Here is a 15,245-nt window from a genome sequence, read left to right as displayed (position 1 = left end):
TCATCCATTATTCATAATTAGTGTGCAGTCATCCTTACAAGCCAGCTCGTCGTGCGATACGACATGCAGGATGTGTGCGTACGTCAGACCAGGAAACTAACAACGGAGGTTATCCCTCCGGGCTGAAAACTAAATCTCCTCGCGCTTGCGGTGTCGGCTGAGCGCCAAGCCAGGCGCTGTAACCCAGACGCCCGGCCCCGCCAAGCGTGGCACCGGCGACATCCTCACTGCGCAAAATCACTTTCACCGCCCACTGGTACTCAATGCCCAGATACTGGCGCACCCAGTCGCGTAGCGCGGTAACCCACTTTTCACCCGGCATAAAACGCCGATAGGTATCAACGGGAAGCGGGCCAATTTCGATGCGAAACTTATGGCACACATCGCGCACGGCTTCGCCAAGAAATGCCGACTGCCCGAGGCGCGGCGCGTGTCGCCCGCCCTGTAAGCGCGCGCGTTCACGTTCGCTGAGCGGCATCCACTGCGGCACGTTTTCGACAATGGTGACCGGCACGTTGAAATAGCTGCGCAGGATCTTCGCCAGCCCTTCCGGGTCGCGCCCGTTACGGGTCAGATGTCCGGCAAGGGCAAAGCGCGCGTGCGGGCTTAAGCTGCCTTTTTCCAGTTGTCCTGGCTGGCCCATGCCGATCAGCGAGGCGATGTACTGCTCAAAACGTTTGTTATCCTGGCGATCCAGTGAAACGGTCGGCTGCGCATCGGCCCAGGCGCGGTAAAACAGCAGCGCCAGACGGTGATGAAAAAGATCGGCGAAGGCGCTCAGGCTGTCATCCTGGTGGTGCGCGATACGTTCGCTGGCATATTCAGTCAGGTGAACCGGCAGCGGGCCGTTGGGGCCAAACAGGCCAAAACTGAGAATCGAGACGTCATACAGCGACGAGTTTTCGCGTTGGCGCACGCTTGACAGCGTCGACGGTGCAAAGCCAAGAGAAGGTGTTTGACCAATGCGCAACGGCTCAAAACGCGGCAACGGCGCGCGACCCAGCGGGTAACGCTCGCCGCCACGCGCATCAACGCGGCGCAGCAGTGTAAACAGATCGTAGCGCCACGGCGTTGCCATTACGTTTTGCCAGAATGCCTCCGGCAGCGCACTGGCGCGCGTAATGACCGGCGCGGTGCTCAGCGTTTCGGTCATATCAGCGCCCTCTTGCCCATGCGCGGCGGCCAGTAACCCACTTCCCCGCGCTGCTGGCTCTTAAGCGTGAACTCGGTAAAGCTGTTCATGCCCACCAGACGGGCAAAAACACGCTCCAGTACGCTGCCAAACAGATACGGGCTGAAGCCGGAAAACGCCTGTTCATCCACCGTGAGCGTAATGCCAATACCGCGCGCGAAAACAATCGGTCCCGGTTCCGGCACGCGGCGATGTACCGGTTCGAGCACGCAGTGGCGCACGCCTTCGATCTGACGCGCGACCGGCGCTTCCGCCAGCCGGGTATAAAGCCCCAGTAACTGGCGCAGCGCCGCAGCGCCTTCGCCGTCTTCGCCATCCATCAGGCTTAAATAGTTCATCTGCAACTGGCTGATCAGCCGCCAGGTGCTCAACCCTTCTGCCAGCGCCGGACGCGGCGGTGTCGGGCCTTTACGCAGCTGTAAGCTTTTGACCGGCAGCGAATCCGGCAGCACAAACTGACCAATCTCCTGCTGCAACATCAGCGGCAGATCGCGGCTGGTGCACAGCACTTCGGCGGTGATGTAGCGTAACTCTTCCCGCCACGGCGCATGCTGTTCATCCACCAGCGAGGCGAACACTTCCGAACCGATGTAGCCGGTACGCGTGCCGTAACGCTGCGCATGTTCCGATAACGCACGCTGTTCGCGACGCAGCGAAAAGTAAGCGCCGTAGTTGCCTTCGTCCTGGCTCCAGCTACTCCAGAACGGGCGAAATGTTTGTTCATCACGCTGACCGTCGATGCTGGCGTGAATTTTGGTAACGGCGTAGATCTCGTAATCCAGCGGACGAATGTTATCGACCACCAGATGGTACTCATGCAGGCTGTCGCTCAGCTTCTGGCGTTCCGCCACTTTCGGAAACAGGTTAATCACCGGCGTGCAGTGCAATGCGAGGTGGCTTTTATCCACCACGCGTTCAAGCTGCGCATCGGCTTTGTCGAGCAGAATGATGATATCGAAGGACTTCGCTTCGCCACTTTGCGCCAGCATTGCGCGCAAGCCATGCAGGCTGATAAACAGGAAACGCGACGGAAAAGCAAAATACTCCTGCAACAGGCGGTAGCCGTCAAAGTTGCGCAGATCGTCCGGCAGCAGTGCCTGGTCTGCGCTGAACCCTTCCTGGCGCAGTGCATCGTCGGCCAGCACCAGCGGTGGGGTTTTCTGCCCGTTCGCCTGGCACAGCATCCCGACCTGATGCTCCATCACCAGCTCGAGGAGCTTCAGCGCCTGCATATCCGGGCCGCTTAAGAAGAACTCCAGACGGTCGAAATCAAGATGGCTGAGGTTTACCGGGCCGTCGCAACTCAGGCGAATACGCAGTGCGCTTTGCGCCCCGCGCTGGCTTAAACCGACCTGCGCCAGCGGCAGATCGGCGGGCACGCCGCCCAGTTCCACCTGGCTGATTTTCAGCGGCAGCAGCGTGACATCATGCGCGGTGGTGTAACTACAGGTGACACCGTTCTTTTTCATCACCTGGCTGTCCATCATGGTGCCGCGCGGCACCACAAAACCGTTGCTCAAATCGCCTTTCGCGCTGTCCGGTTGCAGTTCGGCAATCGCCATGGACGGCGTGGGCGCAAGGTAATTCGGCGCGACCATTTCCAGCAAACGCTGGGAGAAACGCGGGAACTCGGCGTCCATTTTTAACTGCACGCGCGAGGTCAGAAAGGCAAAACCTTCCATCAGGCGTTCGACATACGGGTCGGAGACGTCCATGCCGCGCATACCCAGACGCCCGGCAACTTTCGGGTAGCGCCCGGCGAATTCCTGACCCATTTCGCGCAGCCAGGCCAGTTCGCGGTTGTAATATTCGAGTAATTTGCTGTCCATCGTTACCCCGCGTCTTTCAGCTCGAAATGCCCGTTTTCCAGATCCACATCGGTACGAAACAGGAACTCCAGCGGATAAGGCACGCACCACAGGCGGCCTTTGATCTCAATCGACAGGACGTTATGCAGATCCAGTGACTGGGTATCGGAGATGCAACGCACCTGCAATCCTTGCGGAAGAATGCGCGGTTCAAAATGCAAAATTGCGTCGGTCAGTTTGCGCTGGATATCCTGCCATTCGATATCCGACATGCGCTTGCCCGCCAGCGGCGACACGCCAAAGTTCACCACCGAACGCCGCACCTGGTCAAAACCTGAGAGATCCTGTTGCGCTTCGTTATTAATGGTGTTGAACAGCCACTGCAAATCGCGCAGTACATGGCGGCGCAGCGCGGAGTGCGAAACCAGATTGTTATTCACCGGCTCCTGCACTTTATCCGGCGCGTCATCCGTCAGGCGATCGAGCAGCGAAGGCTGCATTTTATCGCGCGCGCCAACGGTCTCTTTCCCGCGCCGCGAGCGCCAGCCGCTACGCAGCAGGTCGCTCTCTTCATCATGCGCAGAGTTACTCATCTGCGGCTTCCACGTTAAAGCTGACGGTGGCGAGGTCAAGCAGCGAATACTCAGCGCTGTCGTTAAGCCACACTTTTTGCCCCTGCCCGATATAGTGCGGCGCATCGCCTGGCAACGGCTGCCATTCGGTGACGCGACACAGCTTAAAGCGGTCATCGGCATTCGCATCCAGCGGGTAGCGCGCCGGGATCTGGCACACCTGTTCACTGCCATCCTGCAAGCGCACCAGCGTGTGACGCCACACTAAATCGGTGACGCTGGCCGGGGGCTGGAACTGCATGGCGGAAATGGCGCTGAACGGCAGCCAGAAATAACGGCCATTGACGATAGCTTCGCAGACCGGGCCAAAACGGCAATCGCCATCCATCAGCCAGTCAAAGTGCAGCGTTTGACCGTCCTGCGTCGTCAACTGCCCGGGGTTAGCGTCGGCCATTTCCAGCGCGGCTTCACGATCTGCGCTGGCATTCGCCGCTTCCGGCTCCAGCGCGCTGACCATAGACGCCAGCCACGGCCATTGTTGATCCGGCGTAACCGGACGCGCGCGACCGGCCATCACTTCCGCACGCTGGCGTTCGCCTTCAATGGCTTGTTCCAGCAGCGTAACGGTTGGCTGCGCCTGCGGTTTTAACGCCTGCCAGCTTTTTAACTGCGCCAGCGCGCGCGACCAGTTGCCATCAAGGCACAACAGTTGGGCGAACGCGGCGCGCAGATCGGCGTCGCCCGGCTGCGTGCGGATACGGCTTTCGAGCTGCGCCAGGCTTTCCCGCAACGATTCGCCCGCCAGTTGTTGAAACAACGTGTTCATCGCCGCTCCTTAATTAACCGTTTTATAGGTGCCAACCGCCGGGTTGCGCAGCTGCGGGTGCAGCGAGTCAATCAGCAAAATATTCAGGTGCGTACCCGGTTCAAACCACGGCATCCACGCTTTGCGCACTTCTTCAATACGCGCCTGTAAACGCGCCGGGTCATTTGCCACGTCGCGGGAGATTTCCACCGCCACGGTGCCATTGGCCTGCCAGCCATTCAGGGCGTCAACATACGGCAGGATCATCCAGCTCTGCGCCAGCGTACCTTCGCTGACCACCATACGTTCGTTGTTGACGGTGGTGATCAACAGGCGATCAGCATCGACACTGGCATTCAGACCGCTGACCGGGAAACCGTGTACGAAGGTCATGGTGATTTTCTTTTCCACGCCGTTGCTGAGTTGCGTCACCACGCTGCGCCCGTTCAGCCAGCCGCCCTTCTCACACTTGCCATCTTCTTTGGCGGGAATAAACAGCGCGGGCGTACCGGCGCCGCCCTGCCAGAAGGTGCGCAGGTGGCAGCCATCCTGCAAGGTGAACTCCTGCCACGGCGCACGGCTGGCGGGTGGCGAGAGATCTTCGGCGCGTCCGGTAGGGGCAACCAGTCCGGCGCTCGGGGTTGCGGCGGGCGCGGTAGTCGCACCGGTTGAGGTGACCACCGGATCCCACTCTTTGGCTTTATCGGCGGTGCCTTCAGCCAGCGTCGTGCCTTGTGGGTCGGTCAGTTTCCAGCGCACCTGCGTCAGCGTGCCGCACTGGTTTTCCAGCAGCGCGCCAAGACGCGGTAAAAAGCTATTCAGTACCGAGGGTTTTTTATCGCCGCTGGCGACAATACGCAGCGGCAACGTCTTCGCACACCAGCTTTTTGGCGTGTTATCGGCGATGTTGTCGATCCAGACATCCAGTTTTTGCGAAGGCGATTGCACGATGCGGTAGTTTTCTGCCTGCACGCTGCCACACACTGCCAGCAGGGCCAAACCCGGTAGCCAAAGTTTCATAAAAGTCCTTGTAAGCTGTATCAATCACGAAGAGGGAAAAACTGCGCGGCTTCAGAGAGCGTATGCAAAAGCGTCGTCTCCTGAGGCGTGCCCATCCACACCGCTACGGCGCTATAGTTGTCCTGCTGGGTCTGCGCCCCGACACCGTTTTTCAGCAGGATTTGATTCATCAACGTCAGCCACTCATCCGGCGTGTTCACCATATGCAGCGACTGTTGCATCTGCTCCTCGGTGACGCCGTGCCAGAAACCATCCGTGCACAGCAAAAAAGCATCGCCATCTTCAATCGGCACCACATCACTGTAGCTCGGTTCACGCTCATCCTCGCCCAACCCCAACGCGAAATAGAGCAAGTTACCGTTGATGCCTTCGGTCTGGTGCCCGGCGTCTTTCATCTGCTGGACGAGGCTGTGATCGGTGGTGACGTGGTAAAGCCAACCGCGACGAAAAAGATACAACCGGCTGTCACCCGCGTGCGCCCAGTAGGCGAGCTGGTAATCGCGATCGATAAACAGGCTCACCATGGTGGTGCCCATGCGGTGATAATCCTGCACCGCTTTTTGCTCTTCGCGGATGGCGCGGTTCGCGCCATTCACGTACTGACGAATGTACTGGGCATTGAGGTGCTCGTCACCGTCGAACCGGGTGATAATGGCGTTTCGCGCCAGTTTCGCCGCCACGTCACCGCCGGGTAAACCGGCGATGCCGTCGCAGACCACAAAGCAGGCGGCGCGCTCGCCGATGGTTTCCCCGGTCTGATCCTGATTACTGGCACGTTCGCCCTGTCGCGAAATAGAGGCCGTGCTGATATTCATTCTTCCGATCCGCTTTGTGAGTCTTTGTACTGGTTGACTTCCATGTCATAAGCGTGGAGGAACGCTTCGCCAAACAGGGTGTGGAAGTCATCGTCAATCTCACCGGCTGTCTGGGCGTATGTACGCACATAGTAATCCCACAACGCGGCTTTACGGTTGGAGAGCACGCCAAGCCGCGCGGTTGCGCCGTCGCGTTTGGCGTCATCTTCCAGTTGCTCCGGATTAAACTGCTGCAACATGGCGGCGATAATGGCGCGAATACCGGAGATCATCCCCAGCTGGTGCGCCTGTAAATCGATCAGCGCATCACGCACCGATTTTTTTGGCGGCATAAAGCCAGGCATACGCGTGCCGAACATCTGCATCAGCACGGTTTTACCGGACGGCAGCAGTTTGAACGGGTTGTTCGCATCGTCCAGCACCATGGTCATGTCCGCTTTTACACCGCGTTTCAGAATAGAACGCGACGACAACAGCGCAACCGTGCCCTGCGAGAACATGCTCAGCATCTGACCGAACTGGCGCATGTTTTCTTTATCGAACTGCGGCACCGGCTGCATGTCGCTCAGTCCCATGCCTTCAAGCAGCGCATCAAGCAACTCACCTTTCAGCACATCGCCGCTGTCGCCGGTGCTGACTGATGGCGTGCTCTTCGTGCCATTGCTCTGGACCGGATCGATACGCAGACGCCCTTTCGGCGTTTGCGCCGCGCTGCGCTGCACCGCCTGCGGTGTTGGCAGCGTGATGCCAGCGTAATCCTGCGGCTCCTGCACCTCTTCCGGCGCGGAGAGCGGCGCGTCGTCGGCAAACAGCGGCGTCGAACTTAAATCTTCCGGGCGCAGCTCGGTAATAATCGGCTGAGCGGTTGGCGGCGGTTCCGGCGTGTTGAGATCGGTAATGATCGGCTGCGGTTCAGCCGGTTTCTGCGCCGCCAGTTCATCGGCATGCGCCAGCGGCACCGCGCCGCTCAGCAGGCCAAGCGGATCGTCGCTGCGGGTTTGCTTCGTGCTACCGCTACCGCCAAACAGCGCCAGCGGATCGAGCTCGTCGCTATCCGGCGTGTGCGACTTTTGTGTCGGTTCAACCGGCGGCACCAGCGCAGAAGGCGTGGAATCGTTGAAGATGCTGTCGTTTTTAAACAGCTGTTCGTCATTAAACAGCTGATCCGAGGCCAGCGATTTCGGCGTCACCAGCGGTTCATTGTTATTGAGCAGCGACAGCGGATCTTCCGGGTTGCGCTCCGGCCCTTTCGGCGCGGCGAACGGGTTAAGATTTTGCGCTTCCTGCGGTTTCGCACGGCTGCTGGAGATGCTGTCGGAGATGGAAAACTCCTGCATCAGGCTGTCCCAGATTTCCGTCGGCACGGACGCCGGTGCGCCTTCTGGCGCGTTTTTCTGCGCCGGAGCAGGTGCCGGTTTCGCCACCTGCGGCTGCGCTGGCTTCGGATACATCTCTTCCGCCATGCGGGTGACAGGACGGGTATCCTGGATCAGATCGGTGACTTCAATACGGTATTCATCGATGCCAAGAATATCGCCATCCTGCAGCTCAACCTGACGACCACGTTCCAGGGGGATGTCATTCAGTACGACGCGGGTCACGTTGCCACGGTTGGTGACGCGGCATTCGCCATTGCCGGCGATATGAACAATTGCCTGCAAACGTGAAATGGAACGGTCGTTGTCCGGCAGCACCAGATTGTTGTCCGTGCCGCGGCCAATGGTGCCGCCCGGGGGATAAAAGTCGCAGCTACTTTGTGGCGGCTGATGACCGGGTTTACTGGTAATAATAGTGAATCGCATCGCGTATTCCTGCTGGAGTTATGAGCACTCAAACGGTGCCGCTTTAGCTAAAACGGCTGCGTTTGAAGACAAGCGAAAAGAAGGTCGACGTTCGCGAACCCGGCGCAGCCACCGGATAAGTCTCTTGTTTTACTGGATTTTACTGACCAATTCAAAGGTCCGTTGTTGCATCGATTTTGTTAAGCAGGCCGCGTCTGTCTGGCACTGGTTGCGTTTTTTAAGCCAGTCGCGCTGCGCTGCTTTCATGCCCGCCAACGTGGCTTTATCCGCCGGGTCAATTTCTTGCTGTTGCTGCAACTGAATGGTGTAGGCGTCGGTCACGCTGCGATCCCAGGCCGCCAGTTCATTGTCGCCACAAATCGCTTGCTCGGTGGCGCTTAGCTTAGCGTTACAGGAAAAACTGGGCGTAATTTTTTCATCAGCCGTCACGCGTTTCAGCACAAAATAGCTGTTGTCATTCCCGTACATCAGCAGCTTATCGGCAGATAACAACGCTACCCAGTTACCGATGGATTCGCCATCCGGCCCCAGGTGCCCGTGCTGGCATTGCAGCACAATTGGGGTGATTTTCTGCATGCCTTGCCCGTTCAAACCGAAATCTTCTGCAACAGGAATTTTGGGCGGAAAACGGCGCTCGCCGGAGGTTTTTACTATCGCTTCATTTAGCGTCATCGGCGATTGCTGAAGGTATGCGGGTTGCTGGCAATCAATGTTCAGCGCCGCGTCGCCACTTACCGCGTGGTTATCGAAACGAACCACGCGGCCAACATAGCTGGGATCGTTGACTTTGGTATAGAAGGAGATGGTGGCTTGCGTATCCGTTGAATTGGCAATAATACGCCAGGGCCCCGAAATAGAGGCTGGCGCTTCTGCTGCGCTGGCCGCGCAGTGACTCAACGAAACCAGTGCGGCTAAGGCGAGCCATTTCACGCGAGCCGGGGTAAATCGAATGATGCTTCCTGTCATGTTTTCCCTGCCATCTCATCCAGTGGCGTACATGCAATACGTACAAGGTTTTACTGCTTAGCAGGGATGGCAGCTCGCCATCCCCTTATTACACAAACGACTCAGACCCCATCCAGGCTGTGCGCCAGCGTTTCCAGACGATCGTTCATCGATTTTTTCAGGCATTGCACATCGCCATTGCAGCTATTGCGCTGGCTTAACCAGGCTTTCTGTTGCGATTGCAGTTTGTTTTCCAGATCTTTATTGCCCAGGCTTACCGCTTCTTTGCGAAACGAACGGTAAGAACGGGCAACGCTGTTATCCAGCGCCGCCAGCTCGCGATCGCCGCAAATCGCTTTTTCCGGCGCCGAAGCGGCTTTTGCACAATCAAACGAGGCCTGCGGTTTGCTGTTTTTATCCACCGGCGCGAGTAAAAGGATGGTGCCATCCGTCCAGTTCAGCAGTAAGCGCTGATTGACGAACGCCAGACTGGCGTCGCTGCCCGCATCACCGTTGGCAAAGTGACCCGACGCGCAAGTAATGTTTTCAACCTGCGTTTTCGCGCTCCCGTCTAATCCCAGTTCATAGGTTTTCGCCGCGTCTTTCTCCGGGATGGACTGCGTGGCTGCAACCCATGCATCCAGCGTACTGCTGCTTTCTTTCATCGCGGGTGACTGACAATTCGAGCCGCCCGGAAGCGTCGTGCTGATGCCTTGCGGCGTCACGCTCAGAAAGCGCCCGACAAGGCGATCATCGTTGAACTGATAGTTCAGGGTGCGTTCAGTTTCGGTATTAATAAACGCTTTCTCAACCTGCCACTCGCCCTGTACCGGTGAATTGCCAGCCTGCGCCGCCGAAGAGAATAGCGCCAGGCAAGTGAGCGTTGCCGCTACGATCTGTTTAGTGTGAGTCGTCATTGATCAATTAGTCCCGTAGTCGCCGTTTAAGAAAAGATTCACTTCAAAATTACGACGATTAATCAAACCCTTCATAACTTTGTGTTTACTGGTGTTCGCGCGTTTAATTTCCGTCATCGCATCAGAGATCTGCCCGCGATTGATAAAACCAAACACGTTGTTAAGCCGTCCACCGGGGTTATACGCAAAGGAGACCAGCGCGTCGAATTCATACTGCTTCAGCGGCACAAAAATACCATTTCTCACCGCGTTAACGTATGGCGGAACGGTGGCACGCAGTAAATTTGTCTCCTGATCAGCGGTAAGACGCACCAGTTTCGCGTTATCGGCGACAAACTGGCTGGCCTGGTCATCATGCAATCTGGCGGCTTTACTGATTTTTTCCGCGGTTATCGCATCGATGCCGATTTCAATCATTTTCGCTTTGATAGATTGCTCTGAGCGCTCTTTCATGTCGTAGCCCGGCCCGAGCGTCACGCCGCTCGCGCCACCTGGCCAGTGCAGATAACAACTTTTGTTTGCCCAGGCTTCACGGTGAAAAATAAAGGTCATGCCACTGGCGGAGATATCCATCGCACCGACAGCCTGTCGCCCGGCGCTGCCGGAAATCGGCGGCTGCGGCGCGCGGGTAGTGACTGGTTTACCCAATGCAGCAAGGGTGCGTCGCCCGACAATTCCATCGACGTGTAAATTCTGTTTCGCCTGGAATTGTTTGACAGCCATTTCGGTTTTTAAGCCGAAAATACCATCTTCACCGACTTTCGCTCCCGATTTATTCAGCAGCTGCTGTAGCTCTTTAACATTCGTACCACGATCACCCTTGCGCATAACACTCATTCGTTCATCCTCAAATTATTCTTTACTATTTATACGCACTCAAAAGAAACAGCTTTCATAAAAGCGGCTGCGTTTGAGTAGCTAATTATTCTGTTGGGGACAACGTGACTCACTCAATATAAAAAAAGAGACAGCTATTAAAAATTTAAATAATGATCAGGCCGAAAAAAAACACGGTGAGCCCTTGCGGGCTCACCACAGCGATTACGCTTCTTTGTTTTCTTTGATGTTCCAGCCAGCGCTGGTTTCAGCACCTTTACCGCCGGAAGAGGACTGCTCCCAGTACTGCTGTTTCACTTTCGCAGCCTGGAATGCATAGGTCACACCTACGGTGTCGCCGTTGTCAGCACCGGTGTACTGAACGGAAGTCACCAGCACATCTTCCAGGGTGATGCGCGCGTACTCAACCTGCTGGCCGCCTGCTTTGCAGACAGACAGCTCAACCTTGGTCAGGTGTTTGCCGCTGGCGCAATGTTTCAGGATAGCCGTCGTGGATTTATCAATGAGTGCGTTAACATGCAGGTCATTAAAATTGACTTTACCGGCACCGCCGCCACCGCCAACGCTCATGTTTCCAGGTTGTGAAGCACCCCAGGAAAAAGATGTGATATCAGTCCAGCCGGTGTGGTTAGAGTCTTTAGATTCACCCGTAACTCCATCGACCTTCAGAAACATATCAATAGCCATAATATTTACTCTTCGTTAATGATAAATATTGCTTTCGAAAAAGCGCTTATATGGCAAACGGGTAAGCATGGGGCCGAATAAAACCGTCCATATTTTACCTCTGCCTCGTTTGATTCTGAAAAGATGATGCATCTGTTCAGAAACACTCATTCCCTCGATTGAGAGAAAGAATTCATCACATTCTGACGCCAATATAACGACGTGGCGTTACGGAAATAGCACTATCAGCGTTCAGATAATTCGCGCGCGTTATTTATTGCGCGATGGTTTGCTTTTTTCACAGCCACCATGATGCTGCGTCATCGCTTCGATTATTAATCTCGACGCGCGCTCCTGTTTCAGCCTCTCAGGTGGCAAGCTGCGAAAGTAGCTATACACAATTTCATGCAGCGTGATGGATTTGAACCGCCGGTAACTACACCAGACTGTCCCTTCCGTGGTATCCAGCACGCCTAATAAATAGAGATCGGCTTTAATGCGCTCGCGCTCGTTGCTTTTAGATGTCCAGGCGTTGAAAAAGCGCTCGCCGCGCATATTCACATCCTGGCTGGTAAGCAACGTCGGGTCGCGCAAAAAATTGGCGGTATCGTCTTGCGGCAACGCCTGCGCGCGCGGGGTGTAATCCTGTTCTGCCCAACCGAGCGTTGAACAGAACAACAGACCGGCTAACATAATGCGATGTCGCATTGTCACATCCTTGTGGTTAACGAAGCCAGCCTGTCCGGCTTACGCCTCTTTGGTTTTCAGCGACGGCAGTTTGGATACCAGACGCAGAGAAACGGTCAGACCTTCCAGCTGGTAGTGCGGACGCAGGAAGAATTTCGCCGCGTAGTAGCCCGGGTTGTCTTCGATTTCCTGCACCTGTACCTCTGCCGCAGCCAGCGGTTTACGCGCTTTGGTTTCCTGCGAGGAGTTCGCCGGGTCGCCGTCGACGTAGTTCATCACCCAGTCGTTCAGCCAGCGTTCCATTTCGTCACGCTCGCGGAAGGAGCCGATTTTGTCGCGCACAATGCACTTCAGGTAGTGCGCAAAACGGCAGCAGGCGAACAGATACGGCAGACGCGAAGCCAGACGGGCGTTAGCGGTCGCGTCGGCGTCGTGGTACTCCATCGGTTTTTGCAGCGACTGTGCGCCAATAAAGGCGGCGAAGTCGGAGTTTTTACGGTGGATAAGCGGCATAAAGCCGTTTTTCGCCAGTTCTGCTTCGCGACGGTCGCTGATGGCGATCTCGGTCGGGCACTTCATGTCCACGCCGCCGTCATCGCTCGGGAAGGTATGGCATGGCAGGTTTTCTACCGCACCACCGGATTCCACACCGCGAATCGAGGTACACCAGCCGTACTCTTTGAAGGAACGGTTGATGTTGGTCGCCATCGCGTACGCGGCGTTCGCCCACGAATAGTTGTTGTGGTTCGCGCCGTCGGTCTCTTCTTCGAAATCGAAGCTGTCAACCGGGTTGGTGCGAATACCGTACGGCAGACGTGACAGGAAGCGCGGCATGACCAGGCCAAGGTAACGGGCATCTTCAGATTCACGCAGTGAACGCCAGGCGGCATATTCGGTGTTCTGGAAGATTTTCGTCAGATCGCGCGGGTTCGCCAGCTCCTGCCAGGACTCCATCTGCATCACGCTTGGCGCAGTACCGGTAATGAACGGGCAGTGTGCCGCCGCGCCGATGCGCGCCATTTCGCCCAGCAGTTCGACATCCTGCGGGCTGTGGTCGAAGTAGTAGTCGCCAACCAGACAGCCAAACGGTTCGCCGCCGAACTGGCCATACTCTTCTTCATAGATTTTTTTGAACAGCGGGCTCTGATCCCAGCCCACGCCTTTAAAGCGTTTCAGGTTACGGCCCAGTTCCTGCTTGGAGATGCTCATAAAGCGAATTTTCAGCATCTCGTCGGTTTCGGTGTTGTTCACCAGATGGCTCAGACCGCGCCACGCGCTTTCCAGTTTCTGGAAATCTTCGTGGTGGATTATCTGGTTTATCTGCTGCGACAGCTTTTCATCAATCCCGGCAATCAGATTCTGAATGGTGCGGTAGGTATCGCTGGAGAAGGTGACGGTGTTTTCCAGCGCCTGTTGCGCCAGCGTTTTCACCGCACTTTCTACCGCTGAACGCGCCTGGTCCGTTTTCGGACGGAACTCTTTGCTGAGCAGCGCGCTGAATTCATCCTGGCTGAAGGCCTGTGCGCCCTGCTGCAATTCTTGCTGTTGAGAAGGGTTGCTCATGGTTTACTCCTCTTTACCTTGCGCACTGTCTTCACTGTTCGGTAACTGGCTGAGCGATTTCAGCAGGGTTGGATCCTGCAACACTTTGGCAATCAGCTCTTCCGCGCCGTTTTTGCCGTCCATATAGGTCAGCAGGTTGGAGAGCTGCGTGCGCGCTTCCAGCAGTTTGTTCAGCGGCTCAACTTTGCGCGCCACCGCGTCCGGCAGGAAGTCATCCATGCTGTCGAAAGTTAAATCGACGTTCAGACGGCCTTCGCCGGTCAGCGTGTTGTCGACGTTGAACGCCACGCGCGGTTTCAGCGCTTTCATGCGTTCGTCGAAGTTGTCGACGTCGATTTCGAGGAATTTACGATCCTCAATAGAGGGTAAGTTCTCCACCGGTTTCCCTACCAGATCCGCCATTACGCCCATCACAAACGGAAGCTGGATTTTGCGCTCCGCGCCGTACACTTCCACGTCGTACTCAATCTGTACGCGGGGGGCACGGTTGCGGGCGATAAATTTCTGACCACTGTTACTTATTGCCATGATGTTCTCCATCGAATATGCGCGGTGAAGGTTTGACGACCGGCAACGCGCCTGCCGTCATAACTCGGTACGCGTCAGTCCTGACGCCCAAAGATGTTTTGCAGTTGATTCACGCCATCGGGCGCCAGATCGCGAATAATCTCCATAAAGTCCAGTTCGATTAGCCGCTGCACGCGGTCAATCATCAACGGCGCGGGGTGGCTCGGCTCGTGCTGGGTGAAGTATTGCTTCACTTTTTCCAGCATCAGTTGCGCATCGGCACGCGTGGTGACCTGCGCGGTTCGCCAGTCGGTATGCGCCGCAAGCGGTGTCGCGACAACCGGTTGCGGTGCGCTCTCCGCAGGTGCCGTTTGTTCTGTCGCCTGTTGCTCTTCCGTGCGGTTAGCGCGGCTGACGCCGGCGATTAACCCGACCGTTTTGAGTAACTGTTCCATTTCCGGCACCCCGCTTTCGCCCAGTTGTTCGAGCAACCATGTACGGATCGTTTGCAGACGCCCTTCGATTTGGCAGATAGCCTCAATGCCAGGCTGACCGCCGCGCGTGAGTTCATCAATCAGACGTACCCGACCACCGGGGTAGCCTGCACATTCCGTTTTGCTGCCGTCAAGCAACGCCTGCGCGTCGCGCACGTTTAGCTCATCGCCGTTGCTGCGCAGCAGCGTCGCCTGGCGCAGCGTGGTGGTCAGCGAAGATTTATCGCTTAACCCCGCCAGCGCATTAATGCGATAAAACGGGTCGAACTCACCACCGTCGGTCAGCGAAGGCCAGAGTTGATCCCAGTACAGCGCCAGCGCCTGACCTAACAGCATTAAACCATCAGCATAGCCTTCCAGCCCGCGACGTCGAGTCCACGCATGGGTTAACGCCATCATCACGCGGATATCTTTGGTGCGCGACAGCAGCCCGGTGGCCAGTTTTTCAACCCGCGTCCAGTCTGCCGGTTCAGCGGGAATAATGGTGCTGCCAAACTGCTGCTCGGCTTTGCCGAGGCTCGCCTGCTCCATCGCCTGGAAATCGGCGTCGTACTCCAGATTCTCACCGCAAGGCTGCTCCGGGCTGACCGGAGCGAGTAACGATTCTATAGTCAT

General features: G+C 56.7%; 15 protein-coding genes. All 15 read right to left on the bottom strand.

Translation table 11 applies throughout. The features are described 5' to 3' along the window. Positions 1–109: 109 nt before the first annotated feature. Positions 110–1,153: a type VI secretion system baseplate subunit TssG gene (tssG, locus tag M8Q36_RS16585; protein ID WP_249881604.1), complete on the bottom strand. Its 1,044-nt coding sequence runs from the start codon at positions 1,151–1,153 to the stop codon at positions 110–112. Then, on the bottom strand, positions 1,150–3,021 hold the full coding sequence (gene tssF / locus M8Q36_RS16580) for a type VI secretion system baseplate subunit TssF (protein ID WP_249881603.1): 1,872 nt from the start codon (positions 3,019–3,021) through the stop codon (positions 1,150–1,152). The genes tssG and tssF overlap by 4 nt, the downstream gene beginning before the upstream one ends. A 2-nt stretch (positions 3,022–3,023) precedes the next feature. Further along, a complete protein-coding gene (gene tssE, locus M8Q36_RS16575; RefSeq protein ID WP_249881602.1) occupies positions 3,024–3,593 on the bottom strand; it encodes a type VI secretion system baseplate subunit TssE in 570 nt (189 codons plus the stop codon). Continuing rightward, a complete protein-coding gene (locus tag M8Q36_RS16570) occupies positions 3,586–4,398 on the bottom strand; it encodes a type VI secretion system accessory protein TagJ (RefSeq protein ID WP_249881601.1) in 813 nt (270 codons plus the stop codon). Before M8Q36_RS16570 ends, tssE begins: the two co-directional genes overlap by 8 nt. A 9-nt stretch (positions 4,399–4,407) precedes the next feature. Beyond that, the gene (locus M8Q36_RS16565; RefSeq protein WP_249881600.1) at positions 4,408–5,397 is read right to left on the bottom strand and encodes a hypothetical protein; all 990 of its coding nucleotides are present in this window, start codon (positions 5,395–5,397) and stop codon (positions 4,408–4,410) included. A gap of 20 nt (positions 5,398–5,417) precedes the next feature. Beyond that, positions 5,418–6,212 (bottom strand): PP2C family protein-serine/threonine phosphatase, encoded by a 795-nt coding sequence (locus M8Q36_RS16560; protein WP_016495661.1) that lies wholly within the window; start codon positions 6,210–6,212, stop codon positions 5,418–5,420. Further along, positions 6,209–8,014, bottom strand: coding sequence for a type VI secretion system-associated FHA domain protein TagH (tagH, locus tag M8Q36_RS16555; RefSeq protein ID WP_249881599.1), 1,806 nt, complete (start codon positions 8,012–8,014; stop codon positions 6,209–6,211). Before tagH ends, M8Q36_RS16560 begins: the two co-directional genes overlap by 4 nt. Before the next feature lie 129 nt (positions 8,015–8,143). Continuing rightward, positions 8,144–8,980 carry a lysozyme inhibitor LprI family protein gene (locus M8Q36_RS16550; RefSeq protein WP_249881598.1) on the bottom strand — a complete coding sequence of 279 codons (837 nt, stop codon included), beginning with the start codon at positions 8,978–8,980 and terminating at the stop codon, positions 8,144–8,146. Positions 8,981–9,081: 101 nt separating this feature from the next. After that, positions 9,082–9,876, bottom strand: a complete 795-nt coding sequence (locus M8Q36_RS16545; protein WP_249881597.1) for a lysozyme inhibitor LprI family protein — start codon at positions 9,874–9,876, stop codon at positions 9,082–9,084. 3 nt (positions 9,877–9,879) lie between these two features. Then, on the bottom strand, positions 9,880–10,713 hold the full coding sequence (locus M8Q36_RS16540) for a DUF8812 domain-containing protein (RefSeq protein WP_045509807.1): 834 nt from the start codon (positions 10,711–10,713) through the stop codon (positions 9,880–9,882). 204 nt (positions 10,714–10,917) lie between these two features. Then, complete coding sequence (locus M8Q36_RS16535; RefSeq protein WP_017457017.1) at positions 10,918–11,400, bottom strand: Hcp family type VI secretion system effector; 483 nt, start codon at positions 11,398–11,400, stop codon at positions 10,918–10,920. Positions 11,401–11,649: 249 nt separating this feature from the next. After that, the gene (locus tag M8Q36_RS16530) at positions 11,650–12,087 is read right to left on the bottom strand and encodes a Rap1a/Tai family immunity protein (protein ID WP_249881596.1); all 438 of its coding nucleotides are present in this window, start codon (positions 12,085–12,087) and stop codon (positions 11,650–11,652) included. Positions 12,088–12,126: 39 nt separating this feature from the next. Next, positions 12,127–13,629: a type VI secretion system contractile sheath large subunit gene (gene tssC / locus M8Q36_RS16525; protein WP_017457015.1), complete on the bottom strand. Its 1,503-nt coding sequence runs from the start codon at positions 13,627–13,629 to the stop codon at positions 12,127–12,129. 3 nt (positions 13,630–13,632) lie between these two features. Further along, positions 13,633–14,157 (bottom strand): type VI secretion system contractile sheath small subunit, encoded by a 525-nt coding sequence (tssB, locus tag M8Q36_RS16520; RefSeq protein ID WP_016495653.1) that lies wholly within the window; start codon positions 14,155–14,157, stop codon positions 13,633–13,635. Positions 14,158–14,231: 74 nt separating this feature from the next. Continuing rightward, a complete protein-coding gene (gene tssA / locus M8Q36_RS16515; protein WP_249881595.1) occupies positions 14,232–15,245 on the bottom strand; it encodes a type VI secretion system protein TssA in 1,014 nt (337 codons plus the stop codon).

Origin of the sequence: Kosakonia sp. R1.Fl (assembly GCF_023516815.1) — a bacterium.
GTDB lineage: Bacteria > Pseudomonadota > Gammaproteobacteria > Enterobacterales > Enterobacteriaceae > Kosakonia.
Note: the sequence above shows the minus strand (reverse complement) of the source record. Positions and strands in the feature narration are given on the sequence as shown.